The following is a 22587-nucleotide window of genomic DNA, read 5'->3' on the forward strand; positions in this document are numbered from 1 at the left end:
CAAGACTCGCAATGACTAACAACTCCTAACAAGCCAAGCCCACGAGACGCCGCCATGTTGATCCCACCTCATGGCGGAGCGGGCACAGCATGGCACTCCTGGACGAAGCAATCGAAGCCAGTGGCGGCTTGGCGCATTGGACGGGCCTGAAACGCTTCTCCCTGCAGCTTTCGATCCAGGGGGCGCTGCTTTCCCGTGCGGGACACGCGAAGCGTTTCAAAAATATCGTCGCGGAAGGATCGACCCGCAGCCAATTGGTTCGGTTCAGCGGATTCGCGGAACCAGGCGAAAGCGGCCTGTATCAACCCGATAGCGTCACCATCGAAGACGCGAGCGGGAATGTCCTGCGGACTTGGCGCGAGCCGCACAGGGCGCTGAGGGATCAAGCTGAAAGTACGACCTGGGACGAACTACATTTCATCTTTCTTTGCGGCTTCTCCGTCTGGAACTATCTGATGACGCCGTTCATCCTGTCGCATCCGGACACGACAGTCGAAGAATTGCCCCCATGGCAGGAGGCAAACCAACTCTGGCGACGCCTCAAGGTCACGTTTCCCCCTGGTGTCACTACGCATTCGCCCGTCCAAACGTTCTATTTCGACGCGTCCGGCCTGCAGCGGCGCGTAGATCACGCCCTCCTGGACACCCAGGTCGCCCATTATTCGTGGGCGCATCAGGCGTTCGGCCGCGTCGTTATTCCGACGCTCCGAAGGTCGCTCGCGCTCAAAACTGACGGAACGGTGGTCAGGAGCCCCGCGCTTCTGGAAGTGGAAATCTTCGACGCCACTTTCGACTAGAGCCATCGACTACGACCTCGTCCGAACGCACTCTCCCACCATCTAACAATACCTAACAAGCCAAGTAACGCCGGAAGGCCGCAGTATGCGTTCTGCAGACGACGCCGTATCGCGGGTAGCCTTACCCGATTCAGGATGCGGCCAACAGGAGCGAGCGCAATGACCCAGCATCCCCAGACGATCGAGGTAGAACGCCGCGTTTCGGTGAGCGAAGTGAACGATCTACTCCCGAGCTCGCCCCTCCCTACGGAGATCGTTTCGGCTACGCTTTCGCGGACGCCCCTCAGTCCTCGAAAGCTAGTCATCACCGGAGCCGCGCTCGGAGCGCTGGGCGCAGCCGGATGGTACGGCTGGGATTACTGGACTGTCGGCAGATATCTGGTATCGACCGACGACGCTTATGTGCGAGCCGACAATACCACGGTTGCACCACGGATTTCGGGATATCTTCAAGATGTACTCGTTGGTGACAATCAGCACGTCAAGACCAACCAGGTCCTGGCACGGATCGATGATCGCGATTTCAAGGTTGCGCTAGATCAGGCTGAGGCCGACGTCGTCGCCGCGAATGCCGCCATCGCCAGCAAGCAGGCGCAGTTGGACGTACAGCAAGCCATTGTCGACGCTTCAAAGGCAACTATCGAGGTCGATAATGCGAGCGTCATGTTCGCCGCCCAGGAAAATAAACGCTACACGGATCTCGCCGTCTCCGGCTACGGCAACGTACAAAACGCGCGACAGGCTCAAGCACGCTTCGCCGCGGCACGGGCGGCGACGCAGCGCGATACCGCAAATCTGGCGTCCGCCCTCAAGCAAATCGATCTGCTGAAGGCCGATATCGCGCAGGCAAACGCTCTGCACGCCCACGCGGTCGCCGCGGGGGAACAGGCCGGCCTCAACCTCAGCTACATCACGATTATCGCGCCGATCGATGGCGTCGTCGGAAATCGGAGTCTACGCGTTGGTCAGTACGTACAGGCAGGCACGCAACTGATGTCGCTGGTGCCGCTACAAGCCACCTACATCGTCGCGAACTTCACGGAAACCCAGCTTACCGATGTGCGCGAAGGCCAGGCTGTCACGATCGCAGTCGATACATTCCCCGGCAAGGTTGTTCACGGACACGTCGACAGCATTGCACCTGCCAGCGGGCAGGAATTCGCGTTGCTGCCTCCGGACAACGCTACGGGCAACTTCACCAAGGTGGTGCAACGTATCCCTGTCAGGATCGAGCTCGACGGTGAGGCACCGATCGACCTGCGGGCCGGCATGTCGGTCATCCCGACGATCCAGACGCAGGCTGAAGCTCGATCAGCGAGAGGACAGGACGCCGTGAAGGCAATCGGTGCAACTCAACGGTGATGCCATGGCCATGTCCCTTCGTTCATCCTCAACACTTCCGACTCAGTCCGCTTCGCAAAGCCCCGACCGCGCCGCCCCGATCGTTTGGGTTTCCCTTGTCGCTGCGATGATCGGCGCCTTCATGGCAATCCTGAATATTCAGATCACCAATGCGTCCCTGCTCAACATCGAAGGCGGTATCGGCACCGGCGTTGACAACGGTTCCTGGATCTCGACCTCCTATCTGATCGGCGAGATCGTCGTCATTCCGCTCACCGACTATCTCAGCCGGGTGTTCTCGTTTCGCAAGATCATGCTGGTGCATGCTACCCTGTTCGCGGTGTTCTCAGTCGCCTGTGCCTTCACCCACGATCTGCCCTCGATGATCGCGATGCGCGGCCTGCAGGGTTTCTTCGGAGGCGTCCTGATCCCGATGGCGTTCACGCTGGTTTTCACCAAGCTGCCGAAGGGCCAACAGCCGATCGGGCTTGCCATGTTCTCGCTTGCGGTGACCTTTGCGCCCGCGATCGGCCCGACCATCGGCGGCTATCTCACCGAAAATTACGGCTGGCAAACCATTTTCTTCGTCAACGTGATCCCGACCACGGTCATGGTCACGACACTGTTCTTCACGCTGGAGCGGCACCCAATGCAGCTCGGCCTGTTGCGCGAGGGCGACTGGTTCGGCATCGCCACCATGGCGATCGGCCTCTCCGCGCTGCAGGCTGTGCTGGAAGAAGGCAACAAGGACGACTGGTTTGGCTCTCCCTTCATCGTCAAGCTCGCCGTCACTGCCACGATCAGCCTGTCGCTCTTCATCGTCAATGAACTGATCGTGGAGAAGCCGCTGCTTCGGCTGCGCCTGTTGACCAGCCGAAACTTTGGATTGGGAACGATCGCCGCGGTGTTCCTAGGCTTCGGCTTGTTCGGCTCGATCTATCTCCTGCCCGCCTATCTCGGTCAGGTGCAACACTACAATGCCGAGCAGATCGGAAACGTGCTGGCCTGGACCGGCCTCCCGCAGCTCATCCTGATCCCGCTGGTACCGAAGCTGATGCAACGGATCGATGCGCGCTATCTTGCCGCATTCGGCCTCCTGCTGTTTGCCTACAGTTCCTTCATGAACACAGCAATGTCACTAGACTACTCCGGCGACCAGTTCTGGATTCCCAATATCGTGCGCGCCATCGGCCAAGCACTGACGTTGGTACCGCTCAGCAACGTGTCGCTCGGCAGCATCGGGCCGCAGGACGCTGCGGCCGCTTCCGGCATCTCCAACATGATGCGCAATCTTGGCGGAGCGGTCGGCACCGCGGTGCTTGCGACTATCGTCACCAAGCGTGAGCAGTTTCATTCCAACATCATCGGCCAGTGGGTCGACCTCGGCCGCGGAGAAGTACGCAACCGGATCGCCGACTTAACTAGTTACTTTCTTAGCCACGGCGTGACCGATCAGGCTGCGGCGCAACATCAGGCGATCGTCGCGCTTGGCAATACCGTCAAGCGCCAGGCGCTGGTCCTGGGATATGGCGACACTTTCATGGTGCTCGGCGTAGTATTACTGCTGTCCGCCGTCGCGATACTCCTGACTAGGAAATTGAAGGCCGGCGCTACAGCAAGTGGCGCTCACTAGAGAAAGGAAAGGAGAACGCCATGTACATGATGGATTGGAATAAGTACCGCCATCAGGTTGTCGCCGGGGTGGGAAGTCTTGCCAGACTGACACCGGAAACTATCAAGGGATATAGCGCGATGGGCGCCGCCGGAGCGAAGACCGCCAACCTCGACGGCGCATCGAGGTGATCTTTCTCGAATTTTCCACCCGGAAGATCGCGGTTCTGGTTTAGCCCTTGCGAATTTTGTCGAAGCAAGGTCAAGCGCGAACTCTTCTTCAACCGATGCGAAACTGATAGTCGGCGATCACTGACTAGCGCACGACATTGAGTGTAGAGCTGTTCAAAAGTGTAGCGTTGCCATGCCATGGATGCTTATACTTTATGGGCGGCGTCTCACTGAGCACGCCGCTCACATCAGGCTCGTCGATGCCTGCATCGCTATCACCTGACCTATTGCATTCACAGGGCATACCGGCGCCGCACGTGCAGCCGCGCGGATCTTCAGTCCAGGCGAGGTTTGGGTGGTTTTCGCAGACCCAGCCGAGTCCGTGACAGACGGGACAGTTGAGTTTAGTCACAGGGTGTCGGGGGTACGCAAAGGTGAGCCCTTATCTTCGTTGATCAGTTCCTGCTCGGCCAGGTGCCAGAACTCCTCGTCCCGCCCTTCCGGCTTGCCAGCCTTCTCCCAGAGTAGATAGGCGCGCGCCGCGACTGCTTCATCAATCCGCTCATTCATCGGACTTCTCCTGATAATTCAACGGATAGCGACTTCCAGCGTTCCTATTCCTTGGACAGCCCCGTGAACGGGCTGGCCCGCAGCGGCCCATCAGACGTAATGTCGCGGTACTCAATATCGGCAACGAACGATCGCTCAAGGACCGCGCGGCTTCCACCTGCATCGCGTCGATGGCCAATCCAGGTCATCGTCGTTGCGCATCACGGCGTTCCCATTACGAAGATCAACGTAATATCCAGCCATTGGCCCAAAATCCGAACGGCCAAACGATGTCTCAACGGATTGTGCGCACACGCGACACCGCTCCCTGCTTCGCATCGAAATGAAGGCCACCGAGACAGTCGCGCCTAGTCATCGTCTTTGATCGGAATCTCGGCTCTAACGACGTTAGTCGAACGCGGCCGCGACCAATCTGGATCAGCCGAACCCTCGAAGAAGAACCAAACGCTGCCAGCCCCGCAAATCGCGGCAATGGGGTGCGGGTGTTTCCTGCCGCGGCGCTGGGCAGGCGAGGTGAAAATCTCGGCAGCGATCCCGGCTTGCCCATCCTGGCGGCTTCAATTATGTATAGACATGTTCGGAGGAGGATCGTCTGCATGAATGACCGGGCACTCGTCTTCGATGGGATCGGACAGGACTTTCCATCGCCAGGGCAGCGGAACAAGGTCCGCGTGCTCGACGGCATCAGTTTCGACGTCGACCGCGGCAAGTTCGTCGCCGTGATCGGTCCTAGCGGCTGCGGCAAGAGCACGCTGCTGCAGATGGCCGCCGGTCTCTTGATGCCGACCCGCGGCGCGGTTCGTCACCGCGGCCGCAAGATCGGATCGATCAACACCGAAGTCGGCTTCGTGCCGCAACAGGCTCAGCTGTTTCCTTGGAAGACCCTTGCCGAGAACATCGAACTGCCGCTGCTGCTGCGCGGCGTCGCGGCCGACGAACGGCGCGAGCGCGTCGCCGGCGCGCTCAACTCGGTCGGCCTCAAGGGTTTTGAGCAACATTACCCGAGCCAGCTCTCGGGCGGCATGCAGAAGCGCGGCTCGATCGCGCGCACGCTGGTTTATCGTCCGGACATTATTCTGATGGACGAGCCGTTCGGAGCGCTCGACGCGCAAACTCGCATGGTGATGCAGAGCGATTTGCAGACGCTGTCGATGGAGGCTGGCGCAACCGTGATTTTCGTGACCCACGACATCACCGAGGCGGTTCTACTGGCCGACCATGTCGTGGTGCTGAGCCAACGGCCGTCGCGCCTGCTCGCCAATATCCCGATCGATCTGCCGCGGCCGCGCAACATGTTCGAACCATTCCGCAATTCAGGCTTCGAGGCCGCCTACGACGCAGTCTGGACCGAGTTCCGCTCGCAGCTCGATACCGGACGAGTTCATTGAAGGAGGGTAAGCCGATGACCGACACGGCGTATGGCGCCCCTGCCGGCGACACTCCTGCGCGCCGAGGCCTTGCCGAGATCGTAGCAAGACCGCTGCAATGGCTGCTGAAGCTTTTACCGGGGATTGCGTTGCTGCTGTTCTGGCAGTGGGCATCCGGCCGGCTGATCAAGGAGATCTACGTCAGCAAGCCGACAGCCGTCGCTGAGCGTCTTTATGAGCTGTTTGCATCCGGCGAGATCTATCCGCATCTATGGACGACCGGTCAGGAGCTCGTGTTCGGGTACGTCATCGGCGTGGCCGGCGGGGTCATCGGCGGCTACGCGCTCGGCCGCTCGCCGCGCCTTTCGCGCATCTTCGAACCCTATGTGATGGCGTTCTACGGCATTCCCAAGATAGCGCTGGCGCCGCTCTTCATCATCTGGTTCGGCATCGGGATGGGATCGAAGATCGCGCTCGCCGCGATCATGGTGTTCTTCTTGGTCTTCTACAACGTTTTCGCCGGCGTGCGCAGCGTCGATCGCGAGCTCGTCAACCTCACGCTAATCATGGGCGCGAACCAGCGTCAGCTCACCTGGCACGTGTTCCTGCCGGCCGCCGCGCCGTATGTGATGCTCGGCATGCGGCTTGCCATCCCGTACAGCGTGATCGGCGTGATCGTCGGCGAGTTCACCTCGTCCGCGCAGGGTCTCGGCTTGTTCATCCACGAGGCCTCGTCGACCTATGATCCGGCCGGCGTGTTCGCGGGCATCGTCATCCTGCTTGCTTTCGTCACGATCGCTAACATTCTTGCGGGCCGCCTGGAGCGTCGGCTGCTGCGTTGGCGCGCGCTGTCGGGCGCCGGTCCCGCCGACATCTGAACACTACGGGAGACCATCATGCGCAAGACCATGAATTTGGCGAGGCTGGCAGTCATCGGCGCCGCATTGGCGCTGACCCCGGGGGCGGCGTCGGCGCAGCAGGCCGTGCGGATCGGTCTCGCGCGCCAACCTTGAGCTTCCTGCCGATCTGGTCGGCGCGGGCGCTCGATACTTTCAAGTCGCAAGGGCTGAACGCCACCGTGGTTGCGCTTCCCGGCGGCGATCCGTCGGCGCTGGCGGCGCTCGATGCCGGCGACATCGAGCTTGCCGCGGTCGGCCCCGACGCGACGCTGCGCGCCGTGGCGAAGGGCCAGCCGTTCGAGATGGTCTATTCGCTGATGTCGAAAGTCACGCTTCAGCTAACCGTCTCGAAGGGCCTGGTGGAACGCACCGGCGTGAAGCCGACCGATCCGCTCGAGAAGCGGATCGCGGCTCTCAAAGGCGGCCTGGTGGGCGCTACCGCGCTGGCCGGCGTGCAGGAGATCGCAGCGCGCTGGCTGGCCGGCAAAGGCGGACTGGACCCGAAGGCGGATCTCAAGGTCGCACAGGTTGGAAATCCGACCGCCATCCAGGCCGCAATGGAAGCAAAGCGGATCGACGCGTTCCTGCTATCGCCGCCTGAAGGTTTTCTGGCCGAAAAGGCAGGCACCGGCATCGTGCTGGTGTCGCTCGGCGACGACTTTCCGCTGCTCGCCAACCAGCCCTATCTCGTGCTCGTCGCCAAGAAGCCGATCAGCGCTGCGACCGCCGACCTCATCACCAAAACGGCCAAGGCCCTGCAGCAGGCCAGCGCCGCGACGGTCAGCAAGCCGGACGAGACCGCCGAGGCGATCCACAAGCAATTCTTCGCCAAGGCAGATCCGCAGGCGATTGCGGCCGCGGTGAAAGCCATGAGCAGCGGCGTCGCCGACGGCGGCAGGATCGACGTTAAGGGCATGCAGAACGCGCTGACTTTCGCGAAGGAAGTCGGCACCAATTTTGGCAAGGAATTCGATGCCAAGGCGTCCGAGGACGATCTGTGGACCAATCGTTACGTCGATGCCGCTAAGGCGAAGTAATCGAAGGATATAGCGCGCCTAAGCCCGACCACTCGGCGTGAATCGCGCGACCAGATCGTAGAGATCGGCGGGATGCGTGAAGCGCACCGCCGTGATCGGCTCGCCGCTGCGCCAGGTCCATCGCTCGATGACGAGGCAAGCTGCCCCGACCTCGACGGAGAGTTCGGCGGCAATCGTCTCGTCGGCATTGCGCGCCGAAATGCGGTGCTCGGCTTCGGTCCACGGCACATGGTCGACCAGCCAGGTGCTCGGCGAAACCTGCGAAAAATCCTGCGTCGCGGCATCCGGCACCGCGCTGAGATTCAGCAGCCTGTCCTCCAGCGCAAACGGTTGGCCCGCAGCATCGTGACGGCACCGCAACGCGATGACGGGTTCGCGGAGGTGAACCTCGAGCCGGCTCCTGTCGTCCCGCGTTGCGCCACGCTGCTGGCGTTCCAGCAGTTCGTAGCCGTATTGCTCGCCGCGGTTCTCGACCTCCGCCTTGAGATCGGGAATCTGCAGCACGGCGGAATGCACCTTCGGGCGCGCGACGAAGCTGCCGGCGCGGCGCCGGCGTTCGACGAGGCCGGAGGCCGCCAGCGCCGAAAGGACCTTGTTTGCGGTCATCCGCGCGCAGGAATATGTGTTCATCAGCTCGTGTTCAAACGGCAGACGGTAGCCAGGCGGCCATTCGCCTGAGAGAATGCGGCCCTCTATGTCATTTCGGATGCGTTGATGGAGCGTGCCGGCTGTGGACGCTCTCAGTTTCGATGGCGATGTCATTGTTTGAGCAAGCCCTCAAGCCGCCGGCGGAAGGCGGCCGCGACCGATTCCGCCTGATGATGCCTGCCCTTTGTCACAACCTTGCGGCCCGATGTCCAGACACAGTCCACAACCGGCCGCGCGCTGGCGAAGATCCAGCCATCGAGGATCGCATCGCCGGACCGGCCGGCCAGCAAGAGGCTCGCTGCGTCGAGGCTGACGATATCGGCGGCAAGTCCGGGCGCAATGCCGCCGCCGATGCCGAGCGCCTGAGCTCCACCCGTTAGGGCGCCATCGAACAGCGCGCGGCCGCTCGACGCGGTTTGCGGCGTGGCCATCACGTTGCGCGCGCGCCGCGCCAGGCGCTGCGAGTATTCCAGCTGGCGCAGCTCGTCGGCCGCGTCGATCAGGACGTTGCAGTCCGATCCGACGCCGAACCGGCCGCCGGCTGCGCAAAACCCGGGCCCGTCGAAGATGCCATCGCCGAGATTGGCTTCGGTAACCGGACAAAGCCCGGCGACCGCGCCCGTCTTGGCCATGGCGCGGCTCTCCTGGTCCGTGATGTGCGTGGCGTGGACCAGGCACCAGCTGCCGTCGACCGGGGCGTGATCGAGCAACCACTCGACAGGTCGCGCCCCGCTCCAGGCGACGCAATCGTCCACCTCTTTGGTCTGCTCCGCGATGTGGATATGAATCGGTCCTCCGGCGCCAAGCGGCACCAGCGCAGCCAGCTGGTCGGGCGTGATCGCACGCAGCGAGTGCGGCGCGATGCCGATATTGGCGGAGTCGCATCCGCCAACGGCGCGGCGAGCGCCCTCCACCAGCCGGGCGAACCGATCGACGTTGTTGAGGAAGCGCCGCTGCCCCGGATCGGCCGAGCGGCCGCCAAATCCGCCATGGGCATAGAAAACCGGCAGCAAAGTCAGGCCGATGCCACTCGTTTGAGCGGCCGCGGCGATGCGCCCGGCCAGCTCGGCGATGTCATCATAGGGCGTGCCGGAGCGATCGTGATGGACATAATGAAACTCGCCGACCCGCGTGAAGCCGGCCTCGAGCATCTCAGCATAGGCCTGCGTCGTGATCGCCTCGACGTCGTCGGGCGTCATGCGGTCGACGAACCGGTACATCAGTTCGCGCCAGGTCCAGAAACTGTCAGACGAGGCCCCGCGGAACTCGGTGAGCCCGGCCATGCCTCGCTGAAAGCCGTGACTGTGCAGATTAGGCAACCCCGGCAATCCGACCGAGTGGCGCTCATCGGCGTCGTCGGGCGCGACACCGGCCATGACACGGGCGATCTTCCCGCCTTCGATCGACACCAGCACGTCGCGCGACCATCCGTCAGGCAATAGGGCCTGCTTGAAATGCAGCTTGGGCAATTGACCCTCCGTTGTCGGCGCCGCTGGACAACACCCGTCTCGGTGTAATATGTATAGACAAATAACACCTCCCTGCCAAGCGGCCGACGAAGCGATGACGGGCTTCCAGCATCATGACAATAGCTGATCGGATCTGGCATCACTGCCGGCTTGCCACGCTTTCTCCCAGGCGCGCGGGCCTCGGTATTGTTGAGGACGGCGTGATCGCCGCAAGGGACGGGATCATTGTCTACGCCGGTTCGAGGGCAGACGCGCCGAGCGGCCTCATGGCCGCCGAGAGCATCGACTGCGACGGCCGGTGGATCACGCCGGGCCTGATCGATTGCCACACCCATCTCGTTTATGGCGGCACTCGCGCCGAGGAATTCGAGTTGAGACTCGCGGGCGCCGGCTATGAGGAGATTGCCCGGCGGGGCGGCGGGATCGTGTCGACGGTGAAGGCGACGCGCGCTGCCGGCGAGGATGATCTCGTCTCCAGCGCGCAACGCCGCCTCGATACCCTGCTCGCCGAGGGCGTCACCACCATCGAGATCAAATCGGGCTACGGACTGGAGCTTGCAACCGAGCGGAGGCAGCTCCGCGCCGTCCGCAGCTTGGCACAAACCAATCCGGTCACGGTGCGAACCACGTTCCTCGGCGCCCATGCGCTGCCGCCGGAACGGACCGGCCATTCCGCGGATTACATCGCCGAGGTCTGCGAGATGATTCCGCTACTCGCGGCCGAAGGCCTGGTCGACGCCGTTGACGCCTTCTGTGAGACGATCGCCTTCTCGGTCGAGGAGACCGCGCAGGTCTTTTCTTGTGCGCGCCGGCACAATCTTCCGGTCAAGCTGCATGCCGATCAATTGTCCAATCTCGGGGGCGCCGCGCTTGCCGCGCGGTCAGGCGCGCTGTCGGCGGACCATCTGGAATATGCCGATGAGGATGGTGTCGCAGCAATGGCGCGCGCGGGCACGGTCGCGGTCGTGCTTCCTGGCGCCTTTTACTTTCTGCGCGAGCGGCAGGCGCCACCGATTGAGCTGATGCGCAGGCACGGCGTCCCGATTGCGCTTGCGACCGACAGCAATCCCGGCTCGTCGCCGCTGACCTCGCTGCTACTGACCATGAACATGGGAGCGACGCTGTTCCGCCTCACGGTCGAGGAATGCCTCGCGGCGGTCACCCGCGAAGCCGCCCGTGCACTCGGGCTGTTGAACGAGACCGGCAGCCTCGATGCCGGCAAGCGCTGCGATCTTGCGATCTGGAACATCGAGCGCCCAGCCGAGCTGGTCTACAGGATGGGCTTCAACCCGTTGCACGCGCGGGTCTGGCGAGGCCAGACATGATCACCGCGTTTCCTCTCTTACCGGACGTACTGCCATGACACGCATCGACAATGCCCGCATCATCCGTGCACCGCGCGGCACCGAGCTTTCGGCTAAGAGCTGGCTGACCGAGGCGCCGCTGCGGATGCTGATGAACAATCTCGATCCCGATGTAGCGGAACGGCCGGGCGAGCTTGTCGTCTATGGCGGCATCGGACGCGCCGCGCGCGACTGGGAAAGCTTCGACCGGATCGTCGCGACGCTGCGCCGCCTCGATGGCGACCAGACGCTGGCCGTGCAGTCCGGCAAGCCGGTCGGCGTGTTCCGCACTCATGCCGATGCGCCGCGCGTCCTGATCGCCAATTCCAACCTGGTGCCGCATTGGGCGACGTGGGAGCATTTCAACCTGCTCGACCGCAAGGGGCTGATGATGTACGGCCAGATGACGGCCGGCTCCTGGATCTATATCGGCAGCCAAGGCATCGTTCAGGGCACGTATGAGACCTTTGCCGAACTCGGGCGCCGGCATTACGGCGGCAGCCTTGCTGGCAAATGGATTCTCACCGCGGGGCTCGGCGGCATGGGGGGCGCGCAGCCGCTCGCGGCGGTCATGGCAGGTGCGTCATGCCTTGCCGTCGAATGCCAGCCCTCGCGCATCGAGATGCGGCTGCGCACGAGGTATCTGGACCGGCAGGCAAAGGATCTCGACGAGGCGCTCGCCATCATCGAGGAAGCGAGAAGAACGCGAAAGCCGGTCTCGGTCGGGCTGCTTGGCAACGCGGCGGAGATATTCCCCGAGTTGGTCCGGCGCGGGGTGCAGCCCGACGCCGTCACCGATCAGACCTCCGCCCACGATCCCGTCAACGGTTACCTGCCGAAAGGCTGGACCATCAACGATTGGCAATCGCGCCGCGAAAGTGATCCGAAAGCGGTCGATCGCGCCGCGCGCGCCTCGATGGCCGAGCACGTCCGCGCCATGCTCGATTTTCATCGCATGGGCATCCCTGTCGTCGACTACGGCAACAACATCCGCCAGATGGCGCTCGAGGAAGGCGTCAAGGACGCCTTCGACTTCCCCGGATTCGTTCCGGCCTATATCCGCCCGCTGTTCTGCCGCGGCATCGGCCCATTCCGCTGGGCGGCGCTGTCGGGAGACCCGGAGGACATCTATCGCACCGATGCCAAGGTAAAGGAGCTAATGCCCGATGACGCCTCGCTGCATCATTGGCTCGACATGGCGCGCGAGCGAATTGCGTTCCAGGGCCTGCCGGCCCGCATATGCTGGGTGGGCCTCGGCGATCGCCACCGGCTCGGCCTCGCCTTCAACGAAATGGTTGCGCGCGGCGAATTGAAGGCGCCGATCGTGATCGGCCGGGACCATCTCGACTCAGGATCGGTCGCTTCGCCCAATCGCGAGACTGAGGCGATGCGCGACGGCTCCGACGCCGTGTCGGACTGGCCGATGCTCAATGCGCTGCTGAACTGCGCCGGAGGGGCAACTTGGGTTTCACTGCATCATGGCGGGGGCGTCGGGATCGGCTATTCCCAGCACGCGGGCATGGTGATCGTTTGCGATGGCACGCCAGAGGCCGCCCAGCGCGTTTCGCGCGTGCTATGGAACGATCCCGCCAGTGGAGTGATGCGCCATGCCGACGCCGGCTACGAGCTCGCGATCGACTGCGCGCGCGCCAATCATCTCGACCTTCCGAGCCTCGGCTGAGGATGAATTTGCCGTGAAGATCATTCGCGCCGCTGATTGTCGTACCACCCCTTGGAAGAATGGCGGCGGCGAAACGACCGAGATCGCGGTTTCCCCCGGCAGCGCTTCGCTCGACGATTTCGACTGGCGCATCAGCATGGCCCGCGTTGCCTCCGACGGACCGTTTTCCGAATTCGTCGGCATCGACCGAAGCCTTGCCGTGACGACCGGCAGCGGACTGGCGCTGACGATCGGCGATGCCGCCGACGTCGTGCTCGATGGAGCCTCTGAGCCCGTCCAGTTTGCCGGCGACACGCCGACTTCGGCGCGCCTCTTGGCCGGCCCGATTACTGATCTCAACGTGATGACGCGGCGCGGCCGGTTCGAGCACCGGCTGCAGCGCGTCAGCGCCGTCACGACCTGCGATTTCGGCGACCATCAAATTGGCGCGATCGTGGCGGCGATTAGCGAGGTCAGTCTCCTCGCGCCGCAAGGCGTGGTGACGCTCACGCGCGGCGATGCCGCGATCCTGACGTCCGCGGCCGACGCTCCCTGCAGGATCGTGCCGGCGCCGGCGAGCGCGTGCTATCTCGCGCTGCTGCGCGAGTTCCGCGGTCAGGCCGGCTCGGCGTAACCGCCCGCGCGCGCCTCGGCATCCCAACGCAGCATCAGCTGATAGTCATTCGTCTCGACCGGCGCGAAGCCGCCCAGACAGAGCCGATCCCTCAAATCGGCGCAGCCAGGCGCCTCGGCAAAAGCCCCAAGCGTGGTCCGCAATCTGTCAACGACCACGTTGGGGCAGCCCATCGCGGCGACGAGGAACGGAACCGGCGCTGGATCGGTCGTCGCGATGATCCTGATCTTCGATCCGAGGTCAGCCTCGTGCCGCAACATCAGGTCCAGCGCGTAGCTGTCGAGCGGCCCAACGTCGATATCGCCTGCCTGCAACGCGTCGAGCACGCGCCGCGGCGTCGTCAGCGGTCCAACGCTCTCTCGATAGAGCCTGGCTCCGCGCTGCCGATAATACGGGAGGAGATGGTGACGTAGAGCGTTATATCCGGAATGGGAATCCGCGACCGTGTACCCGATCCGGCCGCCGAATGTGTCCTCGATGGTGTCGAAGCTGGAATCCGCCCGAGCCACCAGCCGTGTTGCGTAGACCGCCCGTCCGCGAACAGGCGCTCCGGCCGGGACCGGAGCCATGACCGGCAGCGGCCTCCTCGCCGCAAGCATGAATGGATATCCGCACATGAAGGCGCAGGCGAGATCGTCCCGCGACCACAGATCGGACAGGGGCAGCGGAAAGGCGTGGGCAATGACGTCAAGCTCGACGCCGGCCTCGTGCGCCAGCCAGCCGAACAGCTCTTTCCAGGCTGCTGTGGCCGCCGGATTGACCGAGTACATTCGTGCGTTGGCAACAAAGCGCATGTTCGGAGGCCTGTACCACGGGATCAGGCAAAGCGCAGACGCTGGCCCACGCCAATCCGTTCGGCCTTCTCCAGCATCGCATGTCCCAGCGCAATGTCGGACAACGACAGCCCGCGATGCCAGAGCAAATTAGTCTCTGAATCGCTCTCGCGGCCCGGCTTGAGGCCGGCGACGATCTGTCCTAGCTCAGCGTGCAGCGTCTTCTCGGAGAGCTTGCCGGCCTCGACATGGGCGCGAAGGCTGCCGAACTTGCCACCCTTGCACTGGCCCCAGTCGTCGACCACCAGCTTCGCCATCATGTCCGTCAGCGAGAGCTCAATCGCGCTCATGGTGCCGTAGGGCACGACGAAGGCGCCTGGCTTGATCCATTCGGTCTTCAGCATTGGGGTCGGCTTGTCGAGACGCGAGGCCTCGACGACGATGTCGGCGCTTTCGACGCAGCTTTGCCAATCTTCAGTTGCGACGACCTTCTTGCCGAGATCGCGGCTTAGCCGCTCGGCAAAGCTGTTGCGGCTTTCCTCGCGGCGCGAGTGGACGCGGATCTCGTCGAAGTCGAAGAGATGATTGAGCAGCCGCACATTCCAGTAGGCGGTGCCGCGCGCCCCGACATGTCCGAGGATCTTGGAGTTCCTGCGCGCGAGGTATTTGGCGCCGATCGCCGTGACCGCGCCGGTGCGCATGTCGGTGATGCCGCTGGCGTCCATGATCGCCTGGGGCGCGCCGGTGCGGGGGTCGAACAGCGCCAGGATGCCGAGCTCGGAATGCAGGCCGAGCTTGTAGTTGTCGACGAAGTCGCCGACGATCTTGACCCCTGCCCTGTCGATCGGCGGCTTGATTGCCCCGCGCAGCACGTTGAAATGCCCGTTGGCCACGCCTGGCTCCAGATGCATGCGCGGCTCGATCACGGTGTCGCCCCTGCCTTGAGCCGCCAGGCTGGTCTCGATCGCAGCGAGGATCTCCTGGTCGGTGATCTTCAGCTCCTCGATGTCGAGCCGGTTGAGATAGGCGATGTAGATGGGCGGCATGCTGGGCTCCCTCATTATTATGTCTATACATTATAGCCCTGAAAGTCGTTGTCAATCTTCCACGACCTCGAGGAGAACCGGGTGGGCATTGCGGCACACGTGCTTAGGCAGATGCCCGAAAAGAAGGGAGCCACCGACCGATTGGTCAAACCGATCACCTCCGTTGCCGAGTGAGCAGCGTTTCCCGTCACCGCGTTCGGGCGGTACGACCTGATATGCCCTTGCACGACTGGAGCACGTCCTGCTCTACCAATTGGTGGAGCCGCCTACTCCGATCGGCTTCATCAGGGGCAACTGTAGCGCGCGCCGAATAGCCAACTTTCGCAGGTGCGGAGCAGCAGCAAAAGCGTCTCACACTCTTCCTGGATGGAACACGGCGACGATGTCATGGCCGTCGCATCGAGAACATCGGCGAACGCTGAGCGTGAAGTTGATTTGCGAACCTCCGCGACTGAGCCAGCCATCGTCGGAGCCCGGGGGACAAAGATTTCGCCGCTTTGCATCGATTTTTCGGTCGGTTCGACCAACGGGAGAATTTGTAGCCGCCGCACGTAAATCGACCTTCAAGCGGGCTGAGCTCGCGATTGGAGGGACTACCATCGCTCAGTGTGCGGACAGCGTCGTCTGCTTGAGATACCTCCAAATTCGCAGGTTCCCCGGGGCAGATTGCCGACATTGATACGAGTCCGACCGTCCCGTCGGCATTATTCCCATTGGTTATCGATAGGGATCCAAAATGCGCTCTTGGCGTGCCATTGGTCCGCGCCATCCAAAATCATACATAGAGTGGACGTTTTTCCTCGAGCTATCCACGGCTGACATGAGTGATCATCTTCTCGCGCTGCGCCTTTTCGTGCGCGTCGCTCGCAAGGGGAGCTTCTCGGCGGCGGGCCGCGAGCTCGAAATCCCGCAGTCGACCGCATCGCGCGTCATTGCCGCGCTGGAGCGCCGTATCGGCTCCCGCCTGTTCCTCCGAAACACGCGTGCAGTGACACTCACCGACGACGGGGCTGAGTTTCTTGCGCGAGTCGAGATGATTCTCGCCGAACTCGGATTGGATGCGGCGCCGCGTAACGACAAGGTCCTGCCGTTCGTCGCTGATCAGGAGGTCGACCTGCAATTCTGGATGCTGGGCCAGGAAAGCCGGCAGGTGCGGTATGATTTCCCGCACGGCGAGGCTCGAGCCCAAGCCGACCCGAAGTCGACCTCTGAGCTCGGTTGTTCCCCGGACCGCTTGTTCGGCGTCGTCGCGATCCGACAGATGTAGCGCGAGAGTATATGCGACCTGCTCGGCCAAGAGCGCATGGTCGATAAGCGCGCTCGCTGGCCTCGACTAGGCGCCTTGCCGAAAACTCCAACATTGAATCTTCGGTATCCCACGCTTGGTCCATGAGGGTGACCGGCTCATCACACCCGTGAGCCTCGCCCACTGCCTTGAGAAGCGCATCACCAAGGTAAAGAAGGAGCAATTTACCGGATCGCACTTCCGGAACAGCATCAACAACCACGCTACATCCCGGCTGCCCAATTCGAAATCGCCCTGCGGATACCGGTGCGTCCCGTCGCACCCGCCCATTCTCGATCAGCACGTGGCGGCGGACGTCATAGAGGGTGATCGCAACAGTTGGGACCGGCAACTCTCCAAATTCGTAAAGGTGCGGGCCCGTAACTTCGCTGACGGCTGCGGCGAATCCTGTTGTCGACCAAAGGTCAATGAGGGTCGATTGACTTCGGCCGGTAACGCGTTCTGCGTGTAGTAGCGGATTGAGCTGCATCAGAAGGGCCTATTCGGACTGGAGTTTCGCACTCGACACAATTGCCATTCCAGAGCCCGCCATCGGGAGGGTCGTGATCCAGACTAACTCACCCCCAGCGCCCGCAGATCCGGCCCGACGGGCACGATGCCGCTCGGATTGACCGCCTTCAATGCGTAGTAGCTGCGCTTGATATGGTCGATACTAACAGTCTCTCGAATGCCCGGAATCCTGAGCAGCCGACGCAAGTACGCGCTAAGAGCTGGATAGTCGGCGATGCGCCGTAGGTTGCATTTGAATACGCCGTGATAAGCAGCATCGAAGCGGATCAGCGTGACGAAGAGCCTGACATCCGCTTCGGTCAGGCGCTCGCCGACCAGAGACTTCTGTCTCGCCAAGTGAAGCTCGAGTTGGTCGAGCATCTCAAAGACGCCCCTGCTCGCCTCGTCGTAGGCTTCCTGACTAGATGCGAAGCCGGCACGATACACACCGTTGCTCAACTTCGGATAAATTCGATCATTCCATGCATCAATCTCAGACCTGAGCTCTTGGGGATAGAGGTCGATGCTATCGTCCGCTAGTACGCCGAATCCCGAGTTGAGGATGCGCAGGATGTCCGCGGACTCGTTGTTGACGATTGTCGCCAGCTCTTTATCCCAGAGAACCGGCACACTCACACGACCGGTGTAACCTGGCGCGGCGCGGGTATAAACTTCGTGCAGATAGGTTGCGCCGTTGATCGTGTCCCGATTCGCTCCTGGATAATCGCCGAAGCGCCACCCCTGATCGGTCTGCTTAGGCTCGACAACCGATACCGAAATTACGTCGTCCAACTTCTTCAGCTTTCGCGCGATCAGAGTTCGCGACGCCCAAGGGCACGCCAGCGAGACGTAGAGGTGGTAGCGTCCGGACGCCGCCTTGAACTCACCCCTTCCCGTCGGCCCAGAGCTTCCGTCGGGGTTCACCCAATTCCGGAACGCCGATTCCGGTCGCACGAAAGAACCTTTGGCATCATTACCGATCGGCCGGCCGGTTACCCATTTGCCTTCGACAAGCATGATGTCTCTCCACACGCGATTTCGGACTTTCGTTTTCGATGCTCCCGTGAGGTCGAGTCCCGCCTCTCACCCAGCACGACGTCAGCGCCAAGCGGACTACGACGCACAACACTTTTAATGCACCCGAGGGCAATACTGAGGTGCCTCCCTACGGTCGTACATTCCGTAGTCGCGCATGACCTCGAAGATGCGGAAATACTCAGTAGTCGGATCCGAAAACAGCCGGACGCCGAATTCCAAGCCAGACTGGTAATCCGGCACATCTACAACGTGCGCGAAACGACCAGTGCGATACATGCTTTCGAAGGCGTCATGCTGCCATCGAGTTCTGGCCCGGTAACTCAGGCCGTTCCGACTCCGACGCGACGACGTAGGTCGGCGGGCGTCTCGCGGGATCATTATACGGAGTGTGTCGCTTGGGCCGCCAAATATGGCTCTGCGGTCTCGCTTCGTAGGCCACCTGTGCGATCCGGATCCGGTAATCGGAGAATATCTCCTCCCGGCCGATCCCTTGGATTGCATGATGTTGCTCATCCACCCGCCATGCTGTCATGGATCCCTCGTCTTGCCAGATCTGGTAGGACAGAAGCAGGTTCTCGCGGGTCAGGCTCCTGAAGCGGTCGATAAAGAGACATCCCCCCATGGAGTTAAGTGCCGGTTTCAGCGACGCCGCCAAGCCCAAGTAGCGATCCAGATGTCCTTCCTTTATTTGGACTTCAAAGAACTGGGATATCATCACGGCTATCTTCCCACGCTTGCATCAAGGCCTGAGCACCGGTGAAGCACGTCGTGACGAGCTTCGGCGCCCGGTAGAGCGGCTAAGTCTAGTGAGGGAAAAGACGCGCTCGCCGGAGCAGAGACCCTTACTATTTGAAGCGCGCCCATTTCACTCACGTCGATCACCAAAGCCGATCTCAAAAAACGACCTTTTGGCTCCAAAGATAGGCCCAAGAAACGCTCACATTCGTGGACCATCGAGACGCGCAACGGACCACATGGAAGCGTGATCAGCCGCCCTATCCCCCGCTGCGCTGCCAACGTTCGATGCGCTCGCCGGGTGGATGACCAGGCCAATTGATTACGCCGTTCTGGATTGCCGGCGACGTGAATAGACACTCTGCGTAGCCTGCGACGTTCGAGCAGTCCTTCCACATCCAATCGTATCCAAGGTAGAGCAGCCGGAAGAGACTTACGCCCCAGAAGATGTCGGCCAGGGTTAATCCCTCAGGTACCAGCCGGTCACCCCCGCCTCCCGCCAACCTCAGATCCAGCTTGGCGATGGTGCTCTTCGTTGACTCGATAATGCCGCGCATGTTCGCCGGCCGCGATATGAACTCGCGCCCCGCTTCCTCTTTTATGATCTTGTGCCGGTAAGCGGAGCGGAGCGACGACTCCGCGGGCAACCCCTCTAAGCGCTTACTGACGAGCTCGATCTTCTTACTATGGGCCCCCTGCATTCCCGCACGTATCAGCTCCGGTCGGTGGTCTCCGTCCGGATTGGCGCCATAGAACAGACCGGCATGTGGTATAGCGTCGACGATGGCAATTTCACTCCAGACCTGATTTTGCCACTGCAGGGGAACCAATGCCCCTCCGCTCAAGATATCCAGATAAGCGGCAATCAGACGCGAGTCCGCAACGGCTTCCCCCCTGTGATGATCGACAAGGGTCGGTACTGCTAAGGGATCAAAACCTTCATTTTCGACACTGGAACTCCCGGTGTAGCCGCTCACGAACGGACGACTGCGCGCGATAGCCGACGACATGCGAAGCTCGACGTACTCCGCCGCGTAGTTTTCGCTGAGCGGCGGCATAATGATCAGCTCGCTGCTCGCAAATGGGACGCCAATCTGGAAGAGCGCTCCACGAATCTTCTGCGAGCAAATCGACATTGTGAAGTGAAACAGCTCGAGTCGCGGGACTGATGATTGACTGTCTCGAGGAACCGGGCGCGGACTGTCGCTCGAAACAATGCACCTTCGCCAAGGGTCCCCGACTGCGGAATTCCGCGCCTTCTCCGCCAATGCTCCGACAGATACTCCAGACCTGGTGGTCATCTCGCCCCCTGAATATTCGAGCTCTATCCGCAGATTTTCGAATTGATTTCAGAATAGACGCGCGCCGGATGATCTGAAGTCGGTCTTTTTCGAACCAAGCGTTCAGAATTTTGGACACGCCCCCGCGGCGAAACGCCCCACGGCGGAGGCCCCACCGCTGTCGTTCAAATTAATGGAACGATGCGTCCAACATCACCCGACTTCCCGCCCCTCGCGTGCTGCTTTTAGGTCCAAGACGGTCGCTGTTGAGCGGCTGGCTTAACAGATCTGGAGCTAAGAAATGGCCTGTCTCTTGGTGATTGAAGCTAGTCCACGCCTCGAAAATTCGACTTCCCGCATTTTGACCGCTCAGTTCGTCGAGAAGTGGACGTGCGCGCACCCGAATGCGTCCATTGTGGTGCGCGACCTCGTAAGATCAAATCTTAAGTTCGTCGACCTTCCGTGGATCGTGGCCTCGTTCACTCCGCCTGACCAACTTTCGCCGGACCTGGCTGCGGCCCTGACGGACTCAAACATGCTGATCGACGAGATCATGGCCGCCGACCACATCGTCATCGGTACGCCAATGTACAATTTCTCGATTCCCGCTGTTCTTAAGGCATATGTCGATCAGATCGTACGTCTCGGCGTGACCGTCTCAATGGCCTATGAAGGCATGCTGAAGAACAAGAAGGCGACCGTCATCCTATCGACCGGCGGCGACTTCTCTCCTGGAGCCCCGTTCGAGGCCGCTAACGTGGCAACCGCCTATCTCAAGCAGATTCTCGGATTTATTGGCATTACCGATGTCAACGTGGTTCTTGCCGGCAAGACCCTCACGGTTGACCAAGGCCAGACAACCCTCGTGGATTTCGTCAGCCAGTTCGATGACGCGATATCCGCGGCGGCAGCATAGCTGCGAAGGGACCGTCTTTGGATCTGCCACCAGGTTCAACCGATCACTAAAGATGCCGGCATACTGCAGTTGCCGGCATTTTTTTGCCCGCAGCTACCAGCGCTTCAGCGCCACGGCCGACCAGCTCGGCGAAGCTTGATCGTCCAATCGAGACCCTCGGAACGTCATGTCATTCGACCGCAACAACAATCGCATGCAGGCCGCGCCGGCGCGAGGTGTTTAGCCGAACTTGAGGGATATCGAGGCGCCAACGCTCGCCGGTACATCAACATTGTCGATTCTTGGTCCTTTTTTTGAGGCTGATCGGGGGGCACTAAGCTCGTGATTCAAGAGCAAAAGGATGCTCCCGCCGATCACGCTGAAGAAAAGCAACTAAGAGAGATGGCAAACATTCCCCGCAAACGAGGGCTGACCGCACTCGCCATTTTGGCGTCTGCACAGCTCCTGGTGAGCTGTAGCCCTGATGCCGGGGCCTCCAACCCGGCCCCGCCAGATGTCGACGTCGCGAACGTCATCTACCGCGAAATCGAAGACTGGGACGTCTTCAATGGCCGCGTGGCCGCTCACCGGCAGCGTCAGCTTCAGGTCGTGTCCCCGGTGGTGGTGTAGCTCGGTAGCAAAGCCGTCCGCACGCGCGCCCTCACATAGCGCCGTAGCGGGCGGGCGGCTTTGCGGTGGTCATCGGCAGTTCGCCGGTAGGGTCGGGTTGCTGACACCAACCTGATTCGAGGAACCACCGATGACCGATGAGATGATGAACTTCCGCACGCTCGTGGAGAAGACCCCTGATGCGGATCTACTGCGCGAGATGATCGGCTTTGCCGCGCAGCGATTGATGGAGCTGGAAGTCGAAGGCCAGACCGGGGCCGCCTACGGCGAGAAGAACCCCGAGCGTCTGGCACAGCGCAACGGATACCGCGACCGGACCTGGGAAACCCGCGCCGGCACGGTCGAGCTTCGTATCCCCAAGCTGTGCAAGGGCTCCTACTTCCCCGGCTTCCTGGAGCCGCGGCGGATGGCCGAGAAGGCGCTCGCCGCCGTGGTGCAGGAAGCCTATGTGCAGGGCGTCTCGACCCGCTCCGTCGACGATCTGGTGCAGGCGATGGGCATGAGCGGCATCTCCAAGAGCCAGGTCTCGCGGCTGTGCGCGGAGATCGATGACAAGGTGAAGGCATTCCTCGCTCGCCCGATCGAGGGCGACTGGCCGTATCTGTGGATCGACGCCACCTACGTGAAGGTGCGTCAGCAGGGGCGCATCGTGTCGGTCGCGGTGATCGTCGCGGTCGGCGTTAACAGTGATGGTCGGCGCGAAGTTCTCGGCATGGACATCGGTCCCTCGGAGGCTGAGACATTCTGGACGGCGTTCCTGCGCAAGCTCGCCCGCCGCGGCCTGCGCGGCGTCAAGCTGGTCGTCTCCGACGCCCATGAGGGCATCAAGGCGACCGTCGCCAAGGTGT

General features: G+C 61.9%; 22 protein-coding genes. 14 read left to right on the forward strand and 8 right to left on the reverse strand.

Annotated elements, in window-relative coordinates:
- Window positions 1-89 precede the first annotated feature (89 nt).
- The 4 genes from H8B02_RS07310 (at window position 90) to H8B02_RS07325 (ending at window position 3941) form a co-directional block, all read left to right on the forward strand.
- Complete coding sequence (locus H8B02_RS07310; RefSeq protein ID WP_229165618.1) at window positions 90-797, forward strand: hypothetical protein; 708 nt, start codon at window positions 90-92, stop codon at window positions 795-797.
- 159 nt (window positions 798-956) lie between these two features.
- The gene (locus H8B02_RS07315; protein WP_229165619.1) at window positions 957-2159 is read left to right on the forward strand and encodes an HlyD family secretion protein; all 1203 of its coding nucleotides are present in this window, start codon (window positions 957-959) and stop codon (window positions 2157-2159) included.
- A gap of 10 nt (window positions 2160-2169) precedes the next feature.
- Window positions 2170-3771, forward strand: a complete 1602-nt coding sequence (locus tag H8B02_RS07320; RefSeq protein WP_376711612.1) for a DHA2 family efflux MFS transporter permease subunit — start codon at window positions 2170-2172, stop codon at window positions 3769-3771.
- A 20-nt stretch (window positions 3772-3791) separates the two neighbouring features.
- On the forward strand, window positions 3792-3941 hold the full coding sequence (locus H8B02_RS07325; RefSeq protein WP_229165621.1) for a hypothetical protein: 150 nt from the start codon (window positions 3792-3794) through the stop codon (window positions 3939-3941).
- A gap of 387 nt (window positions 3942-4328) precedes the next feature.
- Here H8B02_RS07325 and H8B02_RS07330 read toward each other — a convergent pair whose 3' ends face one another.
- Window positions 4329-4490 (reverse strand): DUF2934 domain-containing protein, encoded by a 162-nt coding sequence (locus H8B02_RS07330; RefSeq protein WP_229165622.1) that lies wholly within the window; start codon window positions 4488-4490, stop codon window positions 4329-4331.
- 596 nt (window positions 4491-5086) lie between these two features.
- Here H8B02_RS07330 and H8B02_RS07335 point away from each other — a divergent pair.
- The 3 genes from H8B02_RS07335 (at window position 5087) to H8B02_RS07345 (ending at window position 7793) form a co-directional block, all read left to right on the forward strand.
- Complete coding sequence (locus H8B02_RS07335) at window positions 5087-5878, forward strand: ABC transporter ATP-binding protein (RefSeq protein WP_229165623.1); 792 nt, start codon at window positions 5087-5089, stop codon at window positions 5876-5878.
- A 14-nt stretch (window positions 5879-5892) separates the two neighbouring features.
- Window positions 5893-6735, forward strand: a complete 843-nt coding sequence (locus H8B02_RS07340) for an ABC transporter permease (protein WP_229165624.1) — start codon at window positions 5893-5895, stop codon at window positions 6733-6735.
- Window positions 6736-6866: 131 nt separating this feature from the next.
- Entirely contained in the window at window positions 6867-7793 is a 927-nt protein-coding gene (locus tag H8B02_RS07345) for an ABC transporter substrate-binding protein (protein ID WP_229165625.1), read from the forward strand.
- Between the two features lie 18 nt (window positions 7794-7811).
- Here the strand turns inward: H8B02_RS07345 and hutC are convergent, their stop codons facing one another.
- The gene (gene hutC, locus H8B02_RS07350; RefSeq protein WP_229165626.1) at window positions 7812-8555 is read right to left on the reverse strand and encodes a histidine utilization transcriptional repressor HutC; all 744 of its coding nucleotides are present in this window, start codon (window positions 8553-8555) and stop codon (window positions 7812-7814) included.
- Complete coding sequence (locus tag H8B02_RS07355) at window positions 8552-9910, reverse strand: formimidoylglutamate deiminase (RefSeq protein WP_229165627.1); 1359 nt, start codon at window positions 9908-9910, stop codon at window positions 8552-8554. Before H8B02_RS07355 ends, hutC begins: the two co-directional genes overlap by 4 nt.
- 113 nt (window positions 9911-10023) lie before the next feature.
- On the opposite strand from H8B02_RS07355, the gene hutI reads away from it, so the two are divergent.
- The 3 genes from hutI to H8B02_RS07370 are packed head-to-tail and all read left to right on the forward strand — an operon-like array spanning window position 10024 to window position 13547.
- Window positions 10024-11235 (forward strand): imidazolonepropionase, encoded by a 1212-nt coding sequence (gene hutI, locus H8B02_RS07360; RefSeq protein WP_229165628.1) that lies wholly within the window; start codon window positions 10024-10026, stop codon window positions 11233-11235.
- Window positions 11236-11269: 34 nt separating this feature from the next.
- On the forward strand, window positions 11270-12934 hold the full coding sequence (gene hutU, locus H8B02_RS07365; RefSeq protein ID WP_229165629.1) for a urocanate hydratase: 1665 nt from the start codon (window positions 11270-11272) through the stop codon (window positions 12932-12934).
- A gap of 13 nt (window positions 12935-12947) precedes the next feature.
- Window positions 12948-13547 (forward strand): HutD/Ves family protein, encoded by a 600-nt coding sequence (locus H8B02_RS07370; protein ID WP_229165630.1) that lies wholly within the window; start codon window positions 12948-12950, stop codon window positions 13545-13547.
- Here the strand turns inward: H8B02_RS07370 and H8B02_RS07375 are convergent.
- Together H8B02_RS07375 and H8B02_RS07380 are read right to left on the reverse strand one after the other, a co-directional pair.
- Entirely contained in the window at window positions 13529-14341 is an 813-nt protein-coding gene (locus H8B02_RS07375) for a phosphate/phosphite/phosphonate ABC transporter substrate-binding protein (RefSeq protein ID WP_229165631.1), read from the reverse strand. The genes H8B02_RS07370 and H8B02_RS07375 overlap by 19 nt on opposite strands.
- A 23-nt stretch (window positions 14342-14364) precedes the next feature.
- On the reverse strand, window positions 14365-15366 hold the full coding sequence (locus H8B02_RS07380; RefSeq protein ID WP_229165632.1) for an ornithine cyclodeaminase family protein: 1002 nt from the start codon (window positions 15364-15366) through the stop codon (window positions 14365-14367).
- 820 nt (window positions 15367-16186) lie between these two features.
- On the opposite strand from H8B02_RS07380, the gene H8B02_RS07385 reads away from it, so the two are divergent.
- Window positions 16187-16633, forward strand: coding sequence for a LysR family transcriptional regulator (locus H8B02_RS07385; protein ID WP_229165633.1), 447 nt, complete (start codon window positions 16187-16189; stop codon window positions 16631-16633).
- Window positions 16634-17224: 591 nt separating this feature from the next.
- Here H8B02_RS07385 and H8B02_RS07390 read toward each other — a convergent pair.
- The 3 genes from H8B02_RS07390 to H8B02_RS07400 form a co-directional block, all read right to left on the reverse strand.
- Window positions 17225-18178, reverse strand: coding sequence for a glutathione S-transferase family protein (locus tag H8B02_RS07390; protein ID WP_229165634.1), 954 nt, complete (start codon window positions 18176-18178; stop codon window positions 17225-17227).
- Window positions 18179-18488: 310 nt separating this feature from the next.
- Window positions 18489-18914, reverse strand: coding sequence for an antibiotic biosynthesis monooxygenase family protein (locus H8B02_RS07395; protein ID WP_229165642.1), 426 nt, complete (start codon window positions 18912-18914; stop codon window positions 18489-18491).
- 280 nt (window positions 18915-19194) lie between these two features.
- A complete protein-coding gene (locus H8B02_RS07400; protein ID WP_229165635.1) occupies window positions 19195-20070 on the reverse strand; it encodes a glutathione S-transferase family protein in 876 nt (291 codons plus the stop codon).
- A 445-nt stretch (window positions 20071-20515) separates the two neighbouring features.
- Between H8B02_RS07400 and H8B02_RS07405 the strand changes: the two genes are divergently transcribed.
- From H8B02_RS07405 to H8B02_RS07415, 3 genes are all read left to right on the forward strand, one after another.
- Entirely contained in the window at window positions 20516-21130 is a 615-nt protein-coding gene (locus tag H8B02_RS07405) for an FMN-dependent NADH-azoreductase (RefSeq protein ID WP_229165636.1), read from the forward strand.
- Window positions 21131-21451: 321 nt separating this feature from the next.
- On the forward strand, window positions 21452-21739 hold the full coding sequence (locus H8B02_RS07410; RefSeq protein WP_229165637.1) for a hypothetical protein: 288 nt from the start codon (window positions 21452-21454) through the stop codon (window positions 21737-21739).
- A gap of 130 nt (window positions 21740-21869) precedes the next feature.
- Window positions 21870-22587 (forward strand): IS256 family transposase (locus tag H8B02_RS07415; protein WP_229165638.1); only part of this gene is annotated, 718 nt, incomplete at its 3' end.

Source organism: Bradyrhizobium altum (genome assembly GCF_020889705.1).
Classification (GTDB): domain Bacteria; phylum Pseudomonadota; class Alphaproteobacteria; order Rhizobiales; family Xanthobacteraceae; genus Bradyrhizobium; species Bradyrhizobium altum.

What these genes read in the sequence shown, in the direction of transcription:
- H8B02_RS07335 (WP_229165623.1), top strand. Translation starts at nt 5,087, where the DNA reads ATGAATGACCGGGCACTCGTCTTCGATGGGATCGGACAGGACTTTCCA.
- H8B02_RS07380 (WP_229165632.1), bottom strand. Translation starts at nt 15,366, where the DNA reads ATGCCGCCCATCTACATCGCCTATCTCAACCGGCTCGACATCGAGGAG.
- H8B02_RS07405 (WP_229165636.1), top strand. Translation starts at nt 20,516, where the DNA reads ATGGCCTGTCTCTTGGTGATTGAAGCTAGTCCACGCCTCGAAAATTCG.
- hutU (WP_229165629.1), top strand. Translation starts at nt 11,270, where the DNA reads ATGACACGCATCGACAATGCCCGCATCATCCGTGCACCGCGCGGCACC.
- H8B02_RS07390 (WP_229165634.1), bottom strand. Translation starts at nt 18,178, where the DNA reads ATGCTTGTCGAAGGCAAATGGGTAACCGGCCGGCCGATCGGTAATGAT.
- H8B02_RS07375 (WP_229165631.1), bottom strand. Translation starts at nt 14,341, where the DNA reads ATGCGCTTTGTTGCCAACGCACGAATGTACTCGGTCAATCCGGCGGCC.
- H8B02_RS07315 (WP_229165619.1), top strand. Translation starts at nt 957, where the DNA reads ATGACCCAGCATCCCCAGACGATCGAGGTAGAACGCCGCGTTTCGGTG.
- H8B02_RS07395 (WP_229165642.1), bottom strand. Translation starts at nt 18,914, where the DNA reads ATGATATCCCAGTTCTTTGAAGTCCAAATAAAGGAAGGACATCTGGAT.
- H8B02_RS07320 (WP_376711612.1), top strand. Translation starts at nt 2,170, where the DNA reads ATGTCCCTTCGTTCATCCTCAACACTTCCGACTCAGTCCGCTTCGCAA.
- H8B02_RS07330 (WP_229165622.1), bottom strand. Translation starts at nt 4,490, where the DNA reads ATGAATGAGCGGATTGATGAAGCAGTCGCGGCGCGCGCCTATCTACTC.
- hutI (WP_229165628.1), top strand. Translation starts at nt 10,024, where the DNA reads ATGACAATAGCTGATCGGATCTGGCATCACTGCCGGCTTGCCACGCTT.
- H8B02_RS07340 (WP_229165624.1), top strand. Translation starts at nt 5,893, where the DNA reads ATGACCGACACGGCGTATGGCGCCCCTGCCGGCGACACTCCTGCGCGC.
- H8B02_RS07400 (WP_229165635.1), bottom strand. Translation starts at nt 20,070, where the DNA reads ATGTCGATTTGCTCGCAGAAGATTCGTGGAGCGCTCTTCCAGATTGGC.
- H8B02_RS07325 (WP_229165621.1), top strand. Translation starts at nt 3,792, where the DNA reads ATGTACATGATGGATTGGAATAAGTACCGCCATCAGGTTGTCGCCGGG.
- H8B02_RS07310 (WP_229165618.1), top strand. Translation starts at nt 90, where the DNA reads ATGGCACTCCTGGACGAAGCAATCGAAGCCAGTGGCGGCTTGGCGCAT.
- hutC (WP_229165626.1), bottom strand. Translation starts at nt 8,555, where the DNA reads ATGACATCGCCATCGAAACTGAGAGCGTCCACAGCCGGCACGCTCCAT.
- H8B02_RS07385 (WP_229165633.1), top strand. Translation starts at nt 16,187, where the DNA reads ATGAGTGATCATCTTCTCGCGCTGCGCCTTTTCGTGCGCGTCGCTCGC.